At 65.7% G+C, this 15,232-nt stretch carries 17 protein-coding genes; 9 read left to right on the top strand and 8 right to left on the bottom strand.

Annotated features, from left to right (window positions below):
- Window positions 1-483 precede the first annotated feature (483 nt).
- The 3 genes from G5V65_RS01120 to G5V65_RS22235 are packed head-to-tail and all read left to right on the top strand — an operon-like array spanning window position 484 to window position 3,318.
- Window positions 484-2,061 carry a gamma-glutamyltransferase family protein gene (locus G5V65_RS01120; RefSeq protein WP_165046574.1) on the top strand — a complete coding sequence of 526 codons (1,578 nt, stop codon included), beginning with the start codon at window positions 484-486 and terminating at the stop codon, window positions 2,059-2,061.
- Window position 2,062: 1 nt separating this feature from the next.
- Window positions 2,063-2,521, top strand: coding sequence for a GAF domain-containing protein (locus G5V65_RS01115; protein WP_206526611.1), 459 nt, complete (start codon window positions 2,063-2,065; stop codon window positions 2,519-2,521).
- Window positions 2,521-3,318: a GFA family protein gene (locus G5V65_RS22235; RefSeq protein WP_241250399.1), complete on the top strand. Its 798-nt coding sequence runs from the start codon at window positions 2,521-2,523 to the stop codon at window positions 3,316-3,318. The genes G5V65_RS01115 and G5V65_RS22235 overlap by 1 nt, the downstream gene beginning before the upstream one ends.
- Window positions 3,319-3,321: 3 nt before the next feature.
- Here G5V65_RS22235 and G5V65_RS01100 read toward each other — a convergent pair whose 3' ends face one another.
- The gene (locus G5V65_RS01100; protein WP_165046573.1) at window positions 3,322-3,747 is read right to left on the bottom strand and encodes a VOC family protein; all 426 of its coding nucleotides are present in this window, start codon (window positions 3,745-3,747) and stop codon (window positions 3,322-3,324) included.
- 161 nt (window positions 3,748-3,908) lie between these two features.
- Here G5V65_RS01100 and G5V65_RS01095 point away from each other — a divergent pair, with 161 nt between their 5' ends.
- The 4 genes from G5V65_RS01095 (at window position 3,909) to G5V65_RS01080 (ending at window position 7,923) form a co-directional block, all read left to right on the top strand.
- Window positions 3,909-4,547 (top strand): LysE family translocator, encoded by a 639-nt coding sequence (locus G5V65_RS01095; protein ID WP_241250398.1) that lies wholly within the window; start codon window positions 3,909-3,911, stop codon window positions 4,545-4,547.
- Between the two features lie 3 nt (window positions 4,548-4,550).
- A complete protein-coding gene (locus G5V65_RS01090; RefSeq protein ID WP_165046572.1) occupies window positions 4,551-5,447 on the top strand; it encodes a homocysteine S-methyltransferase family protein in 897 nt (298 codons plus the stop codon).
- Between the two features lie 5 nt (window positions 5,448-5,452).
- Window positions 5,453-6,103: an RluA family pseudouridine synthase gene (locus G5V65_RS01085; protein WP_165046816.1), complete on the top strand. Its 651-nt coding sequence runs from the start codon at window positions 5,453-5,455 to the stop codon at window positions 6,101-6,103.
- Between the two features lie 125 nt (window positions 6,104-6,228).
- Window positions 6,229-7,923, top strand: a complete 1,695-nt coding sequence (locus G5V65_RS01080; RefSeq protein WP_165046571.1) for a methyl-accepting chemotaxis protein — start codon at window positions 6,229-6,231, stop codon at window positions 7,921-7,923.
- A 465-nt stretch (window positions 7,924-8,388) separates the two neighbouring features.
- On the opposite strand, the gene G5V65_RS01075 is transcribed toward G5V65_RS01080, so the two are convergent.
- From G5V65_RS01075 to G5V65_RS01045, 7 genes are all read right to left on the bottom strand, one after another.
- Complete coding sequence (locus G5V65_RS01075; RefSeq protein WP_165046570.1) at window positions 8,389-8,823, bottom strand: hypothetical protein; 435 nt, start codon at window positions 8,821-8,823, stop codon at window positions 8,389-8,391.
- On the bottom strand, window positions 8,820-9,206 hold the full coding sequence (locus G5V65_RS01070; RefSeq protein ID WP_165046569.1) for a response regulator: 387 nt from the start codon (window positions 9,204-9,206) through the stop codon (window positions 8,820-8,822). The genes G5V65_RS01075 and G5V65_RS01070 overlap by 4 nt, the downstream gene beginning before the upstream one ends.
- Entirely contained in the window at window positions 9,197-10,078 is an 882-nt protein-coding gene (locus tag G5V65_RS01065) for a protein-glutamate O-methyltransferase (protein ID WP_394352225.1), read from the bottom strand. The genes G5V65_RS01070 and G5V65_RS01065 overlap by 10 nt, the downstream gene beginning before the upstream one ends.
- Before the next feature lie 104 nt (window positions 10,079-10,182).
- Window positions 10,183-10,644: a chemotaxis protein CheW gene (locus tag G5V65_RS01060; RefSeq protein ID WP_343162802.1), complete on the bottom strand. Its 462-nt coding sequence runs from the start codon at window positions 10,642-10,644 to the stop codon at window positions 10,183-10,185.
- A gap of 12 nt (window positions 10,645-10,656) precedes the next feature.
- Complete coding sequence (locus G5V65_RS01055) at window positions 10,657-12,750, bottom strand: chemotaxis protein CheA (RefSeq protein WP_165046566.1); 2,094 nt, start codon at window positions 12,748-12,750, stop codon at window positions 10,657-10,659.
- Entirely contained in the window at window positions 12,747-13,121 is a 375-nt protein-coding gene (locus G5V65_RS01050) for a response regulator (RefSeq protein WP_165046565.1), read from the bottom strand. Before G5V65_RS01050 ends, G5V65_RS01055 begins: the two co-directional genes overlap by 4 nt.
- The gene (locus tag G5V65_RS01045; protein WP_165046564.1) at window positions 13,118-13,426 is read right to left on the bottom strand and encodes an STAS domain-containing protein; all 309 of its coding nucleotides are present in this window, start codon (window positions 13,424-13,426) and stop codon (window positions 13,118-13,120) included. Before G5V65_RS01045 ends, G5V65_RS01050 begins: the two co-directional genes overlap by 4 nt.
- Before the next feature lie 281 nt (window positions 13,427-13,707).
- Here G5V65_RS01045 and G5V65_RS01040 point away from each other — a divergent pair, with 281 nt between their 5' ends.
- Together G5V65_RS01040 and G5V65_RS01035 are read left to right on the top strand one after the other, a co-directional pair.
- On the top strand, window positions 13,708-14,670 hold the full coding sequence (locus G5V65_RS01040; protein ID WP_241250397.1) for a CheB methylesterase domain-containing protein: 963 nt from the start codon (window positions 13,708-13,710) through the stop codon (window positions 14,668-14,670).
- A complete protein-coding gene (locus tag G5V65_RS01035) occupies window positions 14,667-15,185 on the top strand; it encodes a chemotaxis protein CheD (RefSeq protein ID WP_165046563.1) in 519 nt (172 codons plus the stop codon). The genes G5V65_RS01040 and G5V65_RS01035 overlap by 4 nt, the downstream gene beginning before the upstream one ends.
- Window positions 15,186-15,232 lie beyond the last annotated feature (47 nt).

Below are 15,232 nucleotides of genomic sequence, written 5' to 3'. Positions count from 1 at the left end.
ATCTTTGGCTTTGGCTTTGGCTTTGGCTTTGGCTTTGGCTTTGGCTTTGGCTTTGGCTTTGGCTTTGGCTTTGGCTGTGGCTGTGGCTGTGGCTGTGGCTGTGGCTGAGGTTGGGGTTGAGGTTGGGGTTCAGGCGGTGGTTGGGGTTCAGGCGGTGTCTTCGGTCTTGGCCATGCCCTTGGCAGTGATTGGGGGGCGCCATTGATGGCGCCTGCGCCAAGGACCGAAGGGTGAAGGGGCAAGCTTCGCGTCGCGCGGCGGGCCTTTCGGCGGTGCGTCCGGCGCAATGCCCGTCCTGCGGCGAAGTGGCGTTCGGCCCATGCAAGGCAAGGCTGCCGTTCAGACACGTTCCAGGCCCGTCCCCAGGCGCGGCTTCAGGTCGCGGTAGCGGCGCCCCTTGGTCAATCCTGCCACCATTCTTGCCCAGCCACTTGGCATCCCGCGGCCCGCGGCCTAGCTTCGGCGCGCAGCAGGAGGATCAGGATGCGCGATTTCCATATGCCGGGCCGATCGGCCGTTTACGCGACGAATGGCATCTGCGCCACGTCCCATCCCCTGGCCGCGAAGGTGGCGGTCGAGGTGATGGAGCGGGGCGGCAATGCCGTGGATGCGGCGATTGCAGGGGCGGTGCTTCTGGGCATCTGCGAGCCGCAGATGACGGGCATCGGGGGGGATTGCTTTGTCCTTCTGAAACCGGCGGGGCGCGAGGAGGTGATCGCGTTGAACGGATCGGGGCGCGCGCCTGCGGGCTATTCGGCGGCGGCGATGCGGGAGCGGGGCCTGACGGCGGTGCCGTTGCACGGGGTAGAGGCGGTCACGCTGCCCGGCGCGGTGGATGCCTTCTGCCGCCTGTCGGCGGATTGGGGGAAGCTTGGCCTTGATGCGGTTCTGGCCCCGGCCATCCGCTATGCCGAGGAAGGCGTGCCAGTGGCCCCGCGCGTGGCCTTTGACTGGGCGGGCGATGCGGCCACGCTGCAGGGCGCGGCGCGGCGGCACTATCTGGTGAATGGCCGGGTGCCGCAGGTGGGCGAGATCTTCCGCGCGCCGGGGCAGGCCGAGGTGCTGCGCCGGATCGCACGGGAAGGGCGGGCCGGGTTCTATGAAGGCGAGGTGGCCGAGGACATGGTCGCCTCGTTGCGGGCGCTGGGCGGGACGCATGGGATGGCGGATTTCGCGGGCGTGGCCTGCGATTACACCACGCCGGTCGCGGGGGAGTACAAGGGAACGGATCTGCTGGAGCATCCGCCGAACGGGCAGGGGGCGACGGCGATCCTGATGCTGAACATCCTGAAGCATTTCGATCTGGCGGCGATGGACCCGTTCGGCGCAGAGCGCGCGCATGTCGAGGCAGAGGCGGCGAAGCTGGCCTATGACGCGCGCAACCGCTTCCTTGCGGATCCGGATCATGTGCGGCGGCTGGACCATATGCTCGCGCCCGGGACGGCAGCGCGGCTTGCCGCGATGATCGACCCCGGGCGCGCCATGGCGGCGGCGGCACCCCTGACCGAGGCGGTCCACAAGGACACGGTCTATATCACCGTGGTGGACAAGGACCGGATGGCGGTCAGCCTGATCTATTCGATCTTCTGGGGGTTCGGGTCGGGGCTGGCTTCAGAGAAATTCGGGATCAACTTCCAGAACCGGGGCGCGGGTTTTTCGCTGGAGGAGGGCCACCCGAACGAGGCAGCGCCGGGCAAGCGGCCGATGCATACGATCATTCCGGGGATGCTGCGGCAGGGGGGGCGGGTGACCATGCCCTTCGGCGTGATGGGCGGGGCCTATCAGCCCTGCGGCCATGCGCGGCTGGTGACGAACCTTGTCGATTACGGGATGGAATTGCAGGCGGCGAATGATGCGCCGCGCTGTTTTTCGGGTGCCGAGGGGATGCTGGTGGAGCGGGGCTATTCCGACGCCGTGCGGTCGAAGCTGGCGGAGATGGGGCATCAGGTGTCGATCCCGAACGATCCGATCGGCGGCTGTCAGGCGATCCTGATCGGCGAGGATGGGGTTCTTGTGGGGGCATCGGATCCCCGCAAGGATGGCATCGCATTGGGGTATTGAGATGACGGTGGATTACGACGGGATCACGGCGTCGCTGCGGGCACTCTGCGCGGGCGAGACGGACACGGTCGCGCTGATGGCGACGGTGGTCTGCGAGATCCACAATCATCATCCGTTCTGCGACTGGACGGGGTTCTATCGCGTGGCGGGGCCAGAGCTTCTGAAGATCGGGCCCTATCAGGGCGGGCATGGCTGTCTGGTCATTCCGTTTGCACGCGGGGTCTGCGGTGCGGCGGCGCGGACAGGCCGGGTGCAGAACGTGCCGGATGTAGAGGCTTTCGCGGATCACATCGCCTGTTCGTCGTCGACGAAGTCGGAACTCGTTCTGCCGGTCTGGAACGGAAAGGGCGTCCTGCTGGGCGTGCTGGATCTGGACAGCGATACGCCTGCAGCCTTTACGCAGGCCGATGAGGATTGGCTGGTGCCCCTGCTGGCCGAACTCTTTCGGGACGCGGCCTGATGCGCGGGGCCTGCCATTGCGGGGCGGTGCGGTTCGAGGTGGAGGGACCCATCCGCGACGCGCTGGCCTGCCATTGCACGCAATGCCGCAAGGTGACGGGGCATTTCTGGGCGGCGGCCTCGGTTCCCGTGGCGCATTGGCGGGTGACCGAGGGGCGGGGGCTGCGGTGGTACCGGTCATCCCCGGTCGCGCAGCGGGGGTTCTGCGGGGAATGCGGGGCCACGCTGTTCTGGCTGCCCGAGGCGGATGCCGTCTTCGACTGGGGCACGCCCGCGGAACACGCGATCAGCTTTTCGCCCGGCGCGCTGGAGGGGCCGGTGGCGATCAGGGTGGCCGAGCATATCTATACGGCAGATGCGGGGGATTACTATTCCCCCGAAGGCCCGCCGCCGGAAGCGGGGCCTGCACCGGAACGGTTGACGGCCTCCTGTCTGTGCGGGGCCTGCCGGTTCACCCTTCCCGGGCCGGCGGGCGAGATCACGGCCTGCCATTGCCACCAGTGCCGCAGCCTTTCGGGGCATTACTCGGCCTCTTTCGATGTGGAGGAGGGGGCGGTGGAATGGCTGTCGCGCGACGGGCTGGCGGAATATCGCACGGCGGGGGGCGGCGTGCGGGGGTTCTGCTCCGGCTGCGGGTCAAGCCTGTGGTTCCGGGCGGCGGATGGGGGTTTCTCGGTCGAGGCGGGGGCGGTGGACGGGCCGACGGGCGGGCGGCTGGCCGGGCATATCTTCGTGGCCGAGAAGGGCAGCCATTACGAGATCGAGGATGGACTGCCGCAATATCCCGCTTGGTACTGACCGTCAGATACGGCGACTGGGCACCCAGGCATAGCCATCGGGGCAGAGGATGACCGCCTCGCGCAGGCCATGCGCGGGCTTGTCGGTTGCGGGTTGCAGGATGGTGGCCTGCGGAAAGGCGGCGGCGGCGGCGACGGCCTGATCGGGATCGGCTTCGTGCAGGCGAAGCTCGATCCCGGCACCCCGGGGCGGAGTTTCGGGAAGCAGCGACAGCAACGGATGTGCGGCATAGGTGTGATCGGCATGCAGCTGGATCGGCTGGCCCGCATGCAGCAGGATCGCGAAATCCCGGCTTGCGCGATGGGCCGTCAGGCCGAAGACCGCGGTCAGGAAGGCAATCTCGGCCGCGACATCCCGGACCAGCAGATTGACCGTGACCGCGCGCAGGCTGTGGCCGAAGTCAGGGGCGGGGAGGGTTTCATAGTCCATGCGGCGCTCCATTTTGGTAAGAATTGCTGACCTTTTGGCCTGTGTCAATCCCGCAGGCACCCTTGCCATCCGGCGGGTATCTCGCGTGGGGGGGGGCCGGGGGGGCGCGTTGCGCCCCCCCGGGGCTGCGGCCGGGCTTGCGCTTTGGCATGGAGGCGGGGATGGTGGCGGCCATGGCGGATGTGCTGACCCTGATCCCGATGGCGGACCTCCTGGCCTTTCTGGCGGCGGGGATCGTGCTGAACCTGACGCCGGGGGCGGATGTGATCTTTGCCACGGCCTGCGGCATCGCGGGCGGGCCGCGCGTGGGCGCGGTGGCGGGGCTGGGCGTGGGCTTTGGCGGGTTGTTCCATGTGGGCCTGGCGGCCGTGGGGGTAAGCGCGTTGATTGCGGCGCATCCTGCCGCGCTGATCGTGCTGAAACTGGCCGGGGCGGGCTATCTGTTGTGGCTGGCCTGGGGCAGTTGGCGGGCCGCCGGGCGGGCGCAGGCGGCGGGCGCGGGCGAGATCCGGGCACGCCTCGCCCTGTGGCGGGGATTTGTGACCAATGCGCTGAACCCCAAGGTGGCGCTTTTCGTGCTTGCCTTCCTGCCGCAATTCACCGATGCCGCGCGGGGGCCGGTCTGGCTGCAGATCGTGGTTCTGGGGGCGCTGTTCACCCTGACGGGAACAGTGATCACCGCGGGATATGGCGCATTGGCGGGGTTGGCCGGGCAAAGGCTGGCGGCGCGGATGGGAATGATGAACAAGGTTGCGGCGGGGCTGCTGTTCCTGCTGGCGCTGCGGATGGCTTGGGGGTGACAGATGGCCGAGATCACGCTTCTGGACGGGGGCATGGGGCAGGAACTGGTGGCGCGGTCGGGGGATGAGCCGACGCCCCTGTGGGCCACGCGCGTGATGATCGACCATCCCGGGCTGGTGGCGGCGATCCATGACGATTACTTCGCGGCGGGCGCATCGGTGGCCACCACCAACACCTACAACATCCTGCATGACCGGCTGGACCGTGTGGGGATGGATGCCCAGTTTCACGCGCTGCATCTGCGCGCGCTGATGGAGGCGCATGAGGCCCGCGCGCGGGCCGGGCGGGGGATCATCGCCGGGTCGATGGGCCCCCTGGGGGAAAGCTATCGGCCCGACCTGACGCCCCCGGTCGAGGTATCGACCGCGCTTTACGCCGAAAAGGCGCGGATCATGGCGGCGCATGTGGACGTGATCCTGTGCGAGACGATGTCCTCGCTCGACCTTGCCAAGGGGGCGCTGATCGGGGCGCAGGCGGCGGGGCGGCCTGTCTGGCTTTCGGTTTCGGTGGATGACCGGGATGGGACAAGGCTGCGGTCGGGGGAACCCGTTGCCGGATTGGCCGATGTGCTGAAGGCCGCGCCTGCGGCGGCGGTTCTGGCCAATTGTTCCATGCCCGAGGCGATGGCCGCGGCCCTTGGCGCGCTAAGGGAACTTGGGCTTCCCTTCGGGGCCTATGCGAACGGGTTCTCGGAAATCTCGCATCTGCCCTTGCCGGAGGATGGCAGCGCGCCGGCCTATTGCGCGCGGCATGACCTTTCCCCCGCGCGCTATGTCGAATTTGCCATGTCCTGGGTTGCGATGGGGGCGACGATCGTGGGCGGCTGCTGCGAGGTCGGGCCTGCCCATATCGCGGCGCTGTCCCGCGCGCTCAGCGAGGCGGGGCATCGGGTGGTGTGAGCCTGCTGGCCGATTTCGACTATGATCCCCCGCCGGGCGATCCTGTGATCCTGTTCGAGGATGACCGGATCATCGTGGTGGACAAGCCTTCGGGGCTTTTGTCCGTGCCCGGCAAGCTGGAGGGGCGCGCGGATTGCCTGATCGCGCGGCTGGAGGTGTTTCGCCCCGGCGCGCTTCTGGTGCATCGGCTGGACTGCGACACGTCGGGGGTGATGATCTTCGCGCGGGACAAGCAGGCGCAGGGGTATCTGGGGCAGGAATTCGAAAAGCGGCGGGCGAAGAAAAGCTATGTCGCCCGGGTGGCGGGGGTGATGGCCGGGGATCGTGGCCGGGTTGACCTGCCGCTTTGCGCAGATTGGGACTATCGCCCGCGCCAGAAGGTGGATCACGATCACGGACGGCCCGCCGTGACGGATTGGGAGGTCATCGCGCGGGGGGATGGGGAGACACGGGTCAGGATGTTTCCGCAGACCGGGCGAAGCCATCAGTTGCGCGTGCATATGCTGAGCCTTGGCCATCCGATCCTTGGCGATCCGATCTATGCGCAGGGGCCGGAGCGGGAGTTCCCCCGACTGATGCTGCATGCAGAGCGTCTGGGCCTGCATCATCCGACCGGGGGCGGCTGGGTAGAGTTCGCGGCGACCTGTCCCTTCTGACATTCGTCATGCAGCTGCCCAGCTGCGGCATTAAGCCGACATTTACGCGCATGTTTCATCCTGTTTCGAAGGGCCGTTCCAGTGGCCGCAGGAAAGGGATGAACTGGCAGATGCTCTCGATATGGATGCGCAACCGCAGACTGATCTACAAGGCAATCGATTCCTTGCAGGCCAATGTGATGATCGCGAACAGCCGTTTGCGCATCACCTATGTGAACCCGTCCTTGCGGGCTTTCCTGCGACAATCCGAAGATCAGCTGCGCCGCGACATGCCGCAATTCGCCGTCGACCGACTGATCGGCAGCAAGGTGGACATCTTTCACAAGACGCCGTCGCATCAGCGCAACATGCTGGCAGCCCTGCGCGACACGCATCGCGCGACCATTCGCATAGGGCCGAAATCCTTTGATCTGATCGTCACGCCGCTGCGTTCCATGTTCGGGATTTCCGGCTATGTTGTGGAATGGGCCGATGCGAATGCGCGGCTGGAGAATGTCGATTTCGGCGAGCAGATGCGCGCGATCAGCCGCAGGCAGGCAAAGATCGACTTTGATCTGAACGGCAACATCCTGACTGCGAACGAGAATTTCCTGAACTTGATGGGCTATGGCCTGGATGAGATCATCGGCAAGCATCATTCGATCTTTGTCGATCCGGCCGAGGTGCGGTCGCCGGACTATCAGGCCTTCTGGGACAGGTTGCGCAGCGGGGAACATGTCCAGTCGGAGTTCCACCGCAGAACCAAATCCGGCCGCGAGGTGTGGGTCGAGGGGGCCTATACGCCGATCCGGGATGAGAAGGGCACCATCGTCAAGTTCACCAAGTTCTGCAGCGACATCACGGACAAGACCTCGTTCCTCGACACCATCGGAAATGCCTTCAATGCGCTGGCGGACGGGGATCTGGAACAGCGGGTGCCGGTGATGAAACTCTCGCCGCTGTTCGACAAGCTGTCATCGGATTTCAACTCTGCGCTGGATCGGCTGCAATCGACGATGCAGCAGATCCGCGACAGCGCGCTGAGCGTGCGCGGCAAGTCGCAGGAACTGCGGCGCTCCTCTGACAGCCTGACGCATCGGACGGAACAGCAGGCCAACTCGATCGACCAGAGCGCGGCGGCCCTGACGCAGATCACCACGACGGTTCAGGAGACGACCGAAAGCACGCGCGAGGCGCGCAAGCTTGTCGGTTCGGTCACGGAAAATGCGCAGCATGTCTCGCATGTCATGCAGCAGACGGTTGTGGCGATGAAGAGCCTGGAATCCTCCTCCGGGAAGATTGAACGCATTATCGGGACGATCGACGAGATCGCCTTCCAGACCAACCTGCTTGCCCTGAATGCCGGGATCGAGGCGGCGCGGGCGGGCGAGAGCGGGCGCGGCTTCGCCGTGGTCGCGCTGGAGGTGCGCGATCTGGCACAGAGATCGGCGGAGGCTGCGCAAGAGATCAAGCGGCTGATCAGCGACAGTGCGCGCAACGTGACCGAAAGCGTCGGTCTTGTGGACCGTACGGGAAGTGCCATCGGAGAAATGGTCGTGGGGGTGTCGAACATCCGCGACATCGTGGTGACCATCGCCGAGGCCGCCGAAGAACAGGCTTCGGGCCTGTCGCAGATCGCGTCGAGCGTGGATCGCCTGAACGAGGTGACGCAGAAGAACACGGTGATGGCGCAGAGCGCGACAGTGATCACTTCGGACCTTGATCGCGAAACGGCGCAGATGAACAATGCGCTGATGCGGTTTCGGCTTGGCGGTTCCGTCGCGATGCAACAGGCCGCGGAAAGCGACGCACAGCCCCAGGCGCGCCGTGCTGCTGGGTGAGGGCCGGGGATAAGCTGAGGCTGGAGAAGGGCGGCTGCAGCCAGCCGCCCTTTCGGCGCGGCGGTCGCATCTTCCACCTTGATCCGGTTCAAGAAGTGCCCTGGGCATGATGTCCGGCGGATTGCACCCGACCGGGTGCCCCCGAGGAGGTGTCAGCCGGCGGAAGTGAACGGGCGCGGGGGCAGGGCGCGGACCCGGCACAGTGTGAGAAAGGCCCTTTCAGCCGGAGCAGATACTGCGGGTGACGGCCTGGAAGGCTGCGTCGATGCCTGGGCTGGGATCTGTTGGTCTCTCAGGGCCAGATGTGCGGCGCGATTGCCGACAACAGGCGGTGTGATGCGCCATGCAAAGCCGTTTCTCGATGCGCATGGTGCTGACTGTTGGGCCTTGCGCTTGGACGGGGCCGGTGAAAGTGCGGTCCTGCGGTCCTGCGGTCCTGCGGTCGTGTGGGTCGCACGGGCGCCTTCAGGGCGCTTGGTGGTCGGCGTCGCCCCGCCCTGCCGGGCCGGCCGCGCAATTGGCGCTGTTAAGGAGTCTGGTCTGCTGGTCCCGCAAGGGCGTGCCGGCGCGGATTGCCTCGAACCGGATCGTGGTGGGAGATCCGCCTGCCTGGGCGAGCAGATCCAGAATGGTTGCGAGGCCTTCGCTCTCCTGACGCAGTTGATCGGCCTTCTGAAGATCGCGCAGAAGCGAGGGGAGCAGGCCAGGCTGTGCCCCAGGCTGGCTGGCTGACCCGTTCCAGAGTTCCAGCAGTCGGCCAAGCGCGGCATCGAGCGCGGCCATCTCTGCCGCCTGACGACGCATCTCGGTGGCGCAGGCGAAAAGCAGATCCTGTGCCGCAATTCCCCGATCCGCAGGTGCATCGGGTTGGGTGTTCTGTGCGTCGCAGATGACGATCATAGCGTGCCGACCACCTTTTCGATGCAGACTTTCAGGCCCAGCGTGGTGAAAGGCTTGCTGATGAAATTGTTCATGCCCAGCGAATGCCCGCGCGTGATGATCTCCTTGCTGGCGCGCCCGGTCATCAGGATGAAGCCGATCCGTTGGGTGGAACGGTTCATGCGCAACGCCTCGAGCAGGGAGAGCCCATCCATGCCCGGCATGTTGAAATCGGACAGGACCAGATGCACTGGATTGCTGGCCAGCTTTCGCAGGGCAACCTCGCCGCTGTTTTCGTACTGGACCTTCTGAATCCCGATCTCGTCCAGCGCCTGCTCGACGAGGCACCGGCTGACCGTCATGTCATCGACCACCATCATCGACAGTGAGAATTTCAGCGACATGCCTGACCCTTTCCTGATCCTGGGGCCGTTTCCGCAAGCACGGGCCCGGAGCCGGCCTTCAGCGCCGACCGTTCGTATTGCGTGATGCCGACCGGCAGGAAGAAGGGATCAAGCCTTGGATCCATGCGCTCTGAATGACCGATGAAGAGAGAGCCGCCTTCCGGCATCCGGGCGGCGAAGCGCATCCATAGGTCAAAGCGCGTTTCGGCATCGAAATAGATGACCACGTTCCGGCAGAAGATCACGTCGAACTGACCCTGGAAGGGCCAGGGATGCAGCAGGTTCAGTTCTTCGAAACGGATCAGATCCTGAAGGGGTTGGGACACGGCGATCCGGCCGTCCCCCGCCGGACCATCCTTCAGAAAGCGCGACAGCTGGGGTGGGGGCGTGTCCCCGATGGCCTGGCGATCGAAGATCCCGGCGCGGGCGGTTTCGATCACCGCCGGGTCGATATCCGTGGCGAGGATGCGCAGATCATAACGCGCGAGATCAGGTGCGATCGAAAGTAGGGTCGCCGCGATGCTGAAGGCTTCCTGCCCTGTGGAACATCCGGCAGACCAGAGGCGGACACGCCCCCCCGATCGTGCCCGCGCCACAAGCGCAGGGCCCAGATCTTCCAGGGCCCTGAAATGATGGGGTTCGCGGAAGAAGCCCGTGACATTCGTGGTGATGGCCGAGACAAGCGCACGCCGTTCATTTGCGCCGGCCTCTCCCTGCACTAGCGCGACATAGTCGGAGAAGTCTGTCATGCCGAGGCTGCGCAGCCGGCGCGACAGGCGCGAGACCAGCATGCTTTTCTTGGGCGCAGTGATCAGGATTCCGGTGTCGCGATGGATCAGGCGACTGACAGCGACGAAATCGGCATCTGACAGACCGTTCGATGCGGGATCATCGCCGCGGCCCGGTTCCGGCCTGGCGGAGAGCCGGGCCGGGAGGTGCTGATCTGACGCGAGGCTGCAACCGGGTGGCATGACCATCACGCGGCCTCTTGGTCTTTGCCGGGCAGGACCGCCGCAAGATCCAGCTTTCGGAGCATGCGCCCGTCGTCAAGGGCGATGACCTTGGTGATGAACGCTCCCGCGCCCTCGGCGGCGATGTCGGGCACGGGTTGCATGGCGGCTTCGTCGATCCCCATGATGTCGGATACGACGTCTGCGAGCAGGCCGACGATCTGGTTTTCCAGGGCGACGATGATCACCACATGGCGCGGCGTGGGGCATGTCTTGCCAATGGCCAGCCTTGCGGCAAGGTCAACGACGGCCACAACCGAACCGCGGAGGTTGATCACGCCGGTGACATGGTCGGGGGCATGGGGCAGCACCGTTGCCGGGGTCCAGCCCCGTATTTCACGGACGACCTCGATGTCGATGCAATAGTCCTGTTCACCGATCCTGAAGCAGACATAATCGTTCTGGTCGGCGATGTTCTGAAGGGTCATCTGCTGCATGGGCTATCCATTGGCTGCAAGAGGCATCGGTTTCGTTTCGGCGACGGCGCGGGCCACGATCTCTTCCGGGTCGACGATCAGGGCGATGCGGCCATCGCCGAGAATCGTGGCAGCAGAGATGCCGCGGACGGTGCCGTAGTTGTCTTCGAGGCTTTTGATCACGACCTGACGCTGATCGAAGATCTGGTCGGCAGCGAGGGCCGCGCGCCCGCCGGAATCGCATTCCACAAGGATCAGGACCTGTCGCTGGTCATCCTGGCGGCTTGTGAAGCCAAGACTCTGGGCAAGGTCGATGATGGGGATCATCTCGCCCCGTTTGGCGATCAGGCGGCCATTGCGCCCGAGGCTGTGGATTTCGGATTCGTCCGGCCGGAGGGTTTCGATGATGGAGGAGATCGGCAGGATCATGGTTTCGCCACCGACACCGATGAGCATCCCCTCGAGCACGGCAAGGGTAAGGGGCAAGGCGATGGTGAAGAGGCTTCCTTGCCCCGGAGTCGACTGGATGGAGACACGCCCGCCGAGGGACTGAATCTCGCGCCGGACGACATCAAGCCCGACGCCGCGGCCGGAAAGCGCGGACACTTCTTCCTTGGAGGAGAAGCCGGGGAGGAAGAGGAGATTGTCGATCTCGGCCGGAGAGAGTTGCGCGCCGGCCGGGACGAGGCCCCTTGCCTCGGCGATCTCGCGCACGCGCGTGCGGTTGATGCCTGCCCCGTCATCCGCCAGTTCGATGATCACGCGCCCCGAGCGATGCGCGGCCGACAGGGTGATGACACCTTCGGGCGGCTTTCCCGCGGCAATGCGGCGGTCTGCCGGTTCGATGCCGTGATCGACCGCGTTCCTGATCATGTGGGTCAAGGGATCGACCAGACGCTCGATCACGGTCTTGTCGACCTCGGTCGCTTCGCCGAACGTCTCGAGCCGGACCTGTTTGTGCGTTGCATCCGCGGCTTCGCGCGTGATCCGATCCAGCCGTTGAAAGACCGATTTCAGGGGCTGCGCGCGGATGGACATCACGCTTTCCTGAATCCTGGCGGCCAGTTGCTTGATCCCTTCGAGGCTGGAGGAAACGTCGCCGTCCTTGCTGAGCCCCGCGATGGATATGGCCTGTGAGAGCATCGCCTCCATGATGACGAGTTCGCCGATCTGGTTGATCAGCCGATCGACCCGGTCCAGGTTGACGCGGATCGTTGGCATGGCGGGAGGTGCCGCCGGGGTCACGGACGCGGTGCGGGGATGCGCCGGGGCGGGCGTCGGCTGCACAGGCGAAGGCTGCGGCAGGGGCGTGACGAAGGGTGCGGCCATCTGCGGTTCGGAGGCCAGGGAAGGCGGGTCCGGGTGCAGCGGTTCGACAGTGACAAGGGCCAGGTCCTGCACGAAGTCGAAGATCGCCATGACATCTTCCCGCGGTGCGGTGGTCTGCAGGGCCAATTGCCAGCGCAAGCCCGGCTGTGCCGGGTCGAAGGTATCGAGGGGGCCGATGCCCGAAAGATCGGCCGTCACGTCGGTGGTGCCCAGATCAGCAAGAGCGCGCAGAAGGGCCACAGGTTCATGCCCCGTTGCATAGAGCGCGGGATAGGGTTCGAATGTGATCGCGAAACCGGTCGGGTCAGGCGGTGCCTGTGAAAGCGCGGGCTCAATGGGGATGACGTCGATCCGCATCGGTTCGAAGGCCAGGGCGGCGGCCTCATCCTCGGGCGAGGCGGCGCCTTCGGCGAGCAGATCGAGATCGACCAGAAGCTGTGGCATAAGTTCCGGATCAGGTTGGCCGTCGCGCGCCGCGGCGACAAGATCCGCCAGCACGTCGGAGGCCCGCAGCAGGATGTGCATGGTCGATGCGTCGGGGTGAAGAGTGCCGCTGCGCATCAGATCCAGCACGGTCTCGAAGGCATGGGCGAACCCGACCAGCGATGTCAGGCCGAAGGCCCCCGCGCCACCCTTGATCGAATGGACGGCGCGAAAGACATCGTGGATCGACTCCACCTCGTTGTGCAGCGCCGCGTCAGGGATGCGCGCGAGCCCTTCGCCCATTCGAAGGAGCAGGTCTTCGCACTCTTCGAAGAAGGCCGGGCGGAGTGAATCGATGCCGCTCATTCCCGGAACCCCAGAACGCGGTGGATTGTCTGGACCAGGCGACTGTCATCGAAGGGTTTCACGATCCAACCTGTTGCCCCGGCACGGCGGGCGCGATCCTTGAGATCCGCGCCGCTTTCCGTTGTCAGGACGAGAATCGGCACGCTGGCATGAGAGGGGCTGGCACGCACGGCCTCGATCACGCCGAAACCGTCGAGACGCGGCATGTTGATATCGGTAATGACCAGATGGGGATCGGCCTTCGGCAGGAGATCGAGTCCCGCGATCCCGTCTTCGGCAAGATGCAGATCGAAACAGCCGGGCGACAAGGCTGCCGCCACAAGCCCCCGCATCGTCGGGCTGTCGTCGATGGCAAGGATACGGATGGTCATTCCGCCTGCTCCTTCTTTTCCGGGCAACTGATGCTGGCGCCGCGCCAGGGGGCATCGCTGCAAAGGCCCAGCGCACGGCTTGCCGCGGTGAATCGATCGGACGCGCGGCGGATCGTCAGGCTGTGGCCATCGGCCTCCCACTGACGCCCGGCGGCGACCAGCACCCCGAAGGCAAGCGCGCCGATCACCTCGACCCGGCCTGCATCAAGGACCAGTGGCTTGCCGATTCGATCCCGCAGGGCCGCAAGCAGTGCGGGTGCGGCCGAGCTGTCCAGTCTGTCCGGCAGGATGAAATCCCTGGTCATCTTCATGTCCCTTGAAGCGGGGGAATCGGTCTGGTGGGGCGGCCGCCACCACAGGGCAACCAATCCCTTCTCTCCATCCGAGGATTGCCCCGAGGTGATTAAGGGTTGGTTGCCACGGCCATGGAGTTCCAGAAAAAAAATTCGCTTCCTCCGCCTTCGCCGGGCAACGCTTCGTTTACGCCCTCATGCGACCCTGGCCCGGTGAAAGTGCAGGGAAACGCATGTGGGATCTTGTCCGCACCAATCGAACAGGCCGGCCGGCCCGGCAGCGACCAGTCGTCATGGTCGCCGATCCGCAGGCGGCGCGGCGTCGTGCCCTTGTGAAGGGGGTCTTGCACCATGAGGTGATCGAGGCGGCATCGCTGACCGAGATCTACCCGACGGCCGAGGAGGCCGAACCCGACGTGCTTGCCATGTCGGCCGACTTTCTGGCAGAGCCGGAACTGGAGGGGGTCATCCGGCTTGCCGACATGATCGGGGCGACCGCCTTCCTTTATGTCGACGAAGGGAATGCGCCGTTGCGCAGCCCCTTCCTGTCGCGTTTGCGCTTGGTGTCCATGCGCCCCCGAGACCGGATCGACGATCTGCTTTCCGGCCTGGCCGGAAGCCCGGCGGGAAAGGCCCTGATCCAGGGAGAGGCCCGACTGCCAGACCTCGTGCTGATCGGGGCGTCAACGGGCGGTATTGCGGCGATAGAGACCGTCCTCATGTCTTTTCCGGCCGACTGTCCGCCGACACTGATCGTCCAGCATATTCGGGACGGATTCGTTCCCGGCCTTGTGCAGCGGTTGAACCAGCGCTGCAGGCCGCGTGTCGTGGAGGCTGCGCATGACTTGCCGTTGCGCCGCGGAACCGTGTGCATCGCATCCGACGCAAACCGGCATCTGACTGTCTCGGGGCCGACCTCGCCGCGCTGCGTCCTTGTTGCGACGGCACCTTGCCAGGGCCACCGGCCCGCCGTTGATCCCTTGTTCGACTCGGCCCTCGCCTGGGGGGATCGGGTTTCTGCCGCGCTGCTGACCGGGATGGGCACGGATGGGGCACAGGGGCTCGCGGCCCTTCGACGGGCCGGCGCGCATACCATAGCGCAGGATCGCGGCACCAGCGTCGTCTGGGGGATGCCCGGGGCGGCCGTGGCCGCGGGTGCGACCGAAACGGTGCTGCCGATCGACCGGATCGGTCCGGCCCTGCTGGCCGGTCGCGCATGGTCACGGAACGCAAGGACCGGGGGTCCGGGGGGATGAGGGCACTGTCTGGGCAGACCGTTCATGTCATCCAGGGGGATCACCGGATATCCGGTGATCCTGATGCAGTTCTGACGACGGTCCTCGGTTCTTGCGTCGCGGCCTGCCTGCACGATCCGGTCCGCAGGATCGGCGGGATGAACCACTTCCTGCTGCCCGACATGCCGGGCGCGCATGACATCCGCTTCGCCTCGGCCGCGATGGAGCAGCTTGTCAACAGCCTGCTCAAGCTGGGGGGGCGTCGTGACCGGCTGACCGCCAAGCTGTTCGGTGGCGCCAGGATGATCGCCGGGCTGCCGGATATCGGGCAGCGCAACGGAGAGGCGGCGCTTGCCTTCCTGCGGGGGGAGGGAATCGCCGTTTCGGCCCAGAGCCTTGGCGGACAGCACGCGCGACGCGTGCGATTCTGGCCGGAGTCGGGGCGGGCGCAGCAGATGCTTCTGGTCGATGCCCGCGATGTGCCGGCCAACCCGCGGCCGCCCGACCCGGGCGGCGGCACGATCGAACTGTTCTGAACATCGGCAGCTCGCTGTCCGATCCTGGAGGGAAAGATGGAATTCTT

The organism is Paragemmobacter kunshanensis (assembly GCF_011059185.1).
GTDB lineage: Bacteria > Pseudomonadota > Alphaproteobacteria > Rhodobacterales > Rhodobacteraceae > Paragemmobacter > Paragemmobacter kunshanensis.
This window is presented reverse-complemented; position numbering and strand designations above follow the sequence as displayed.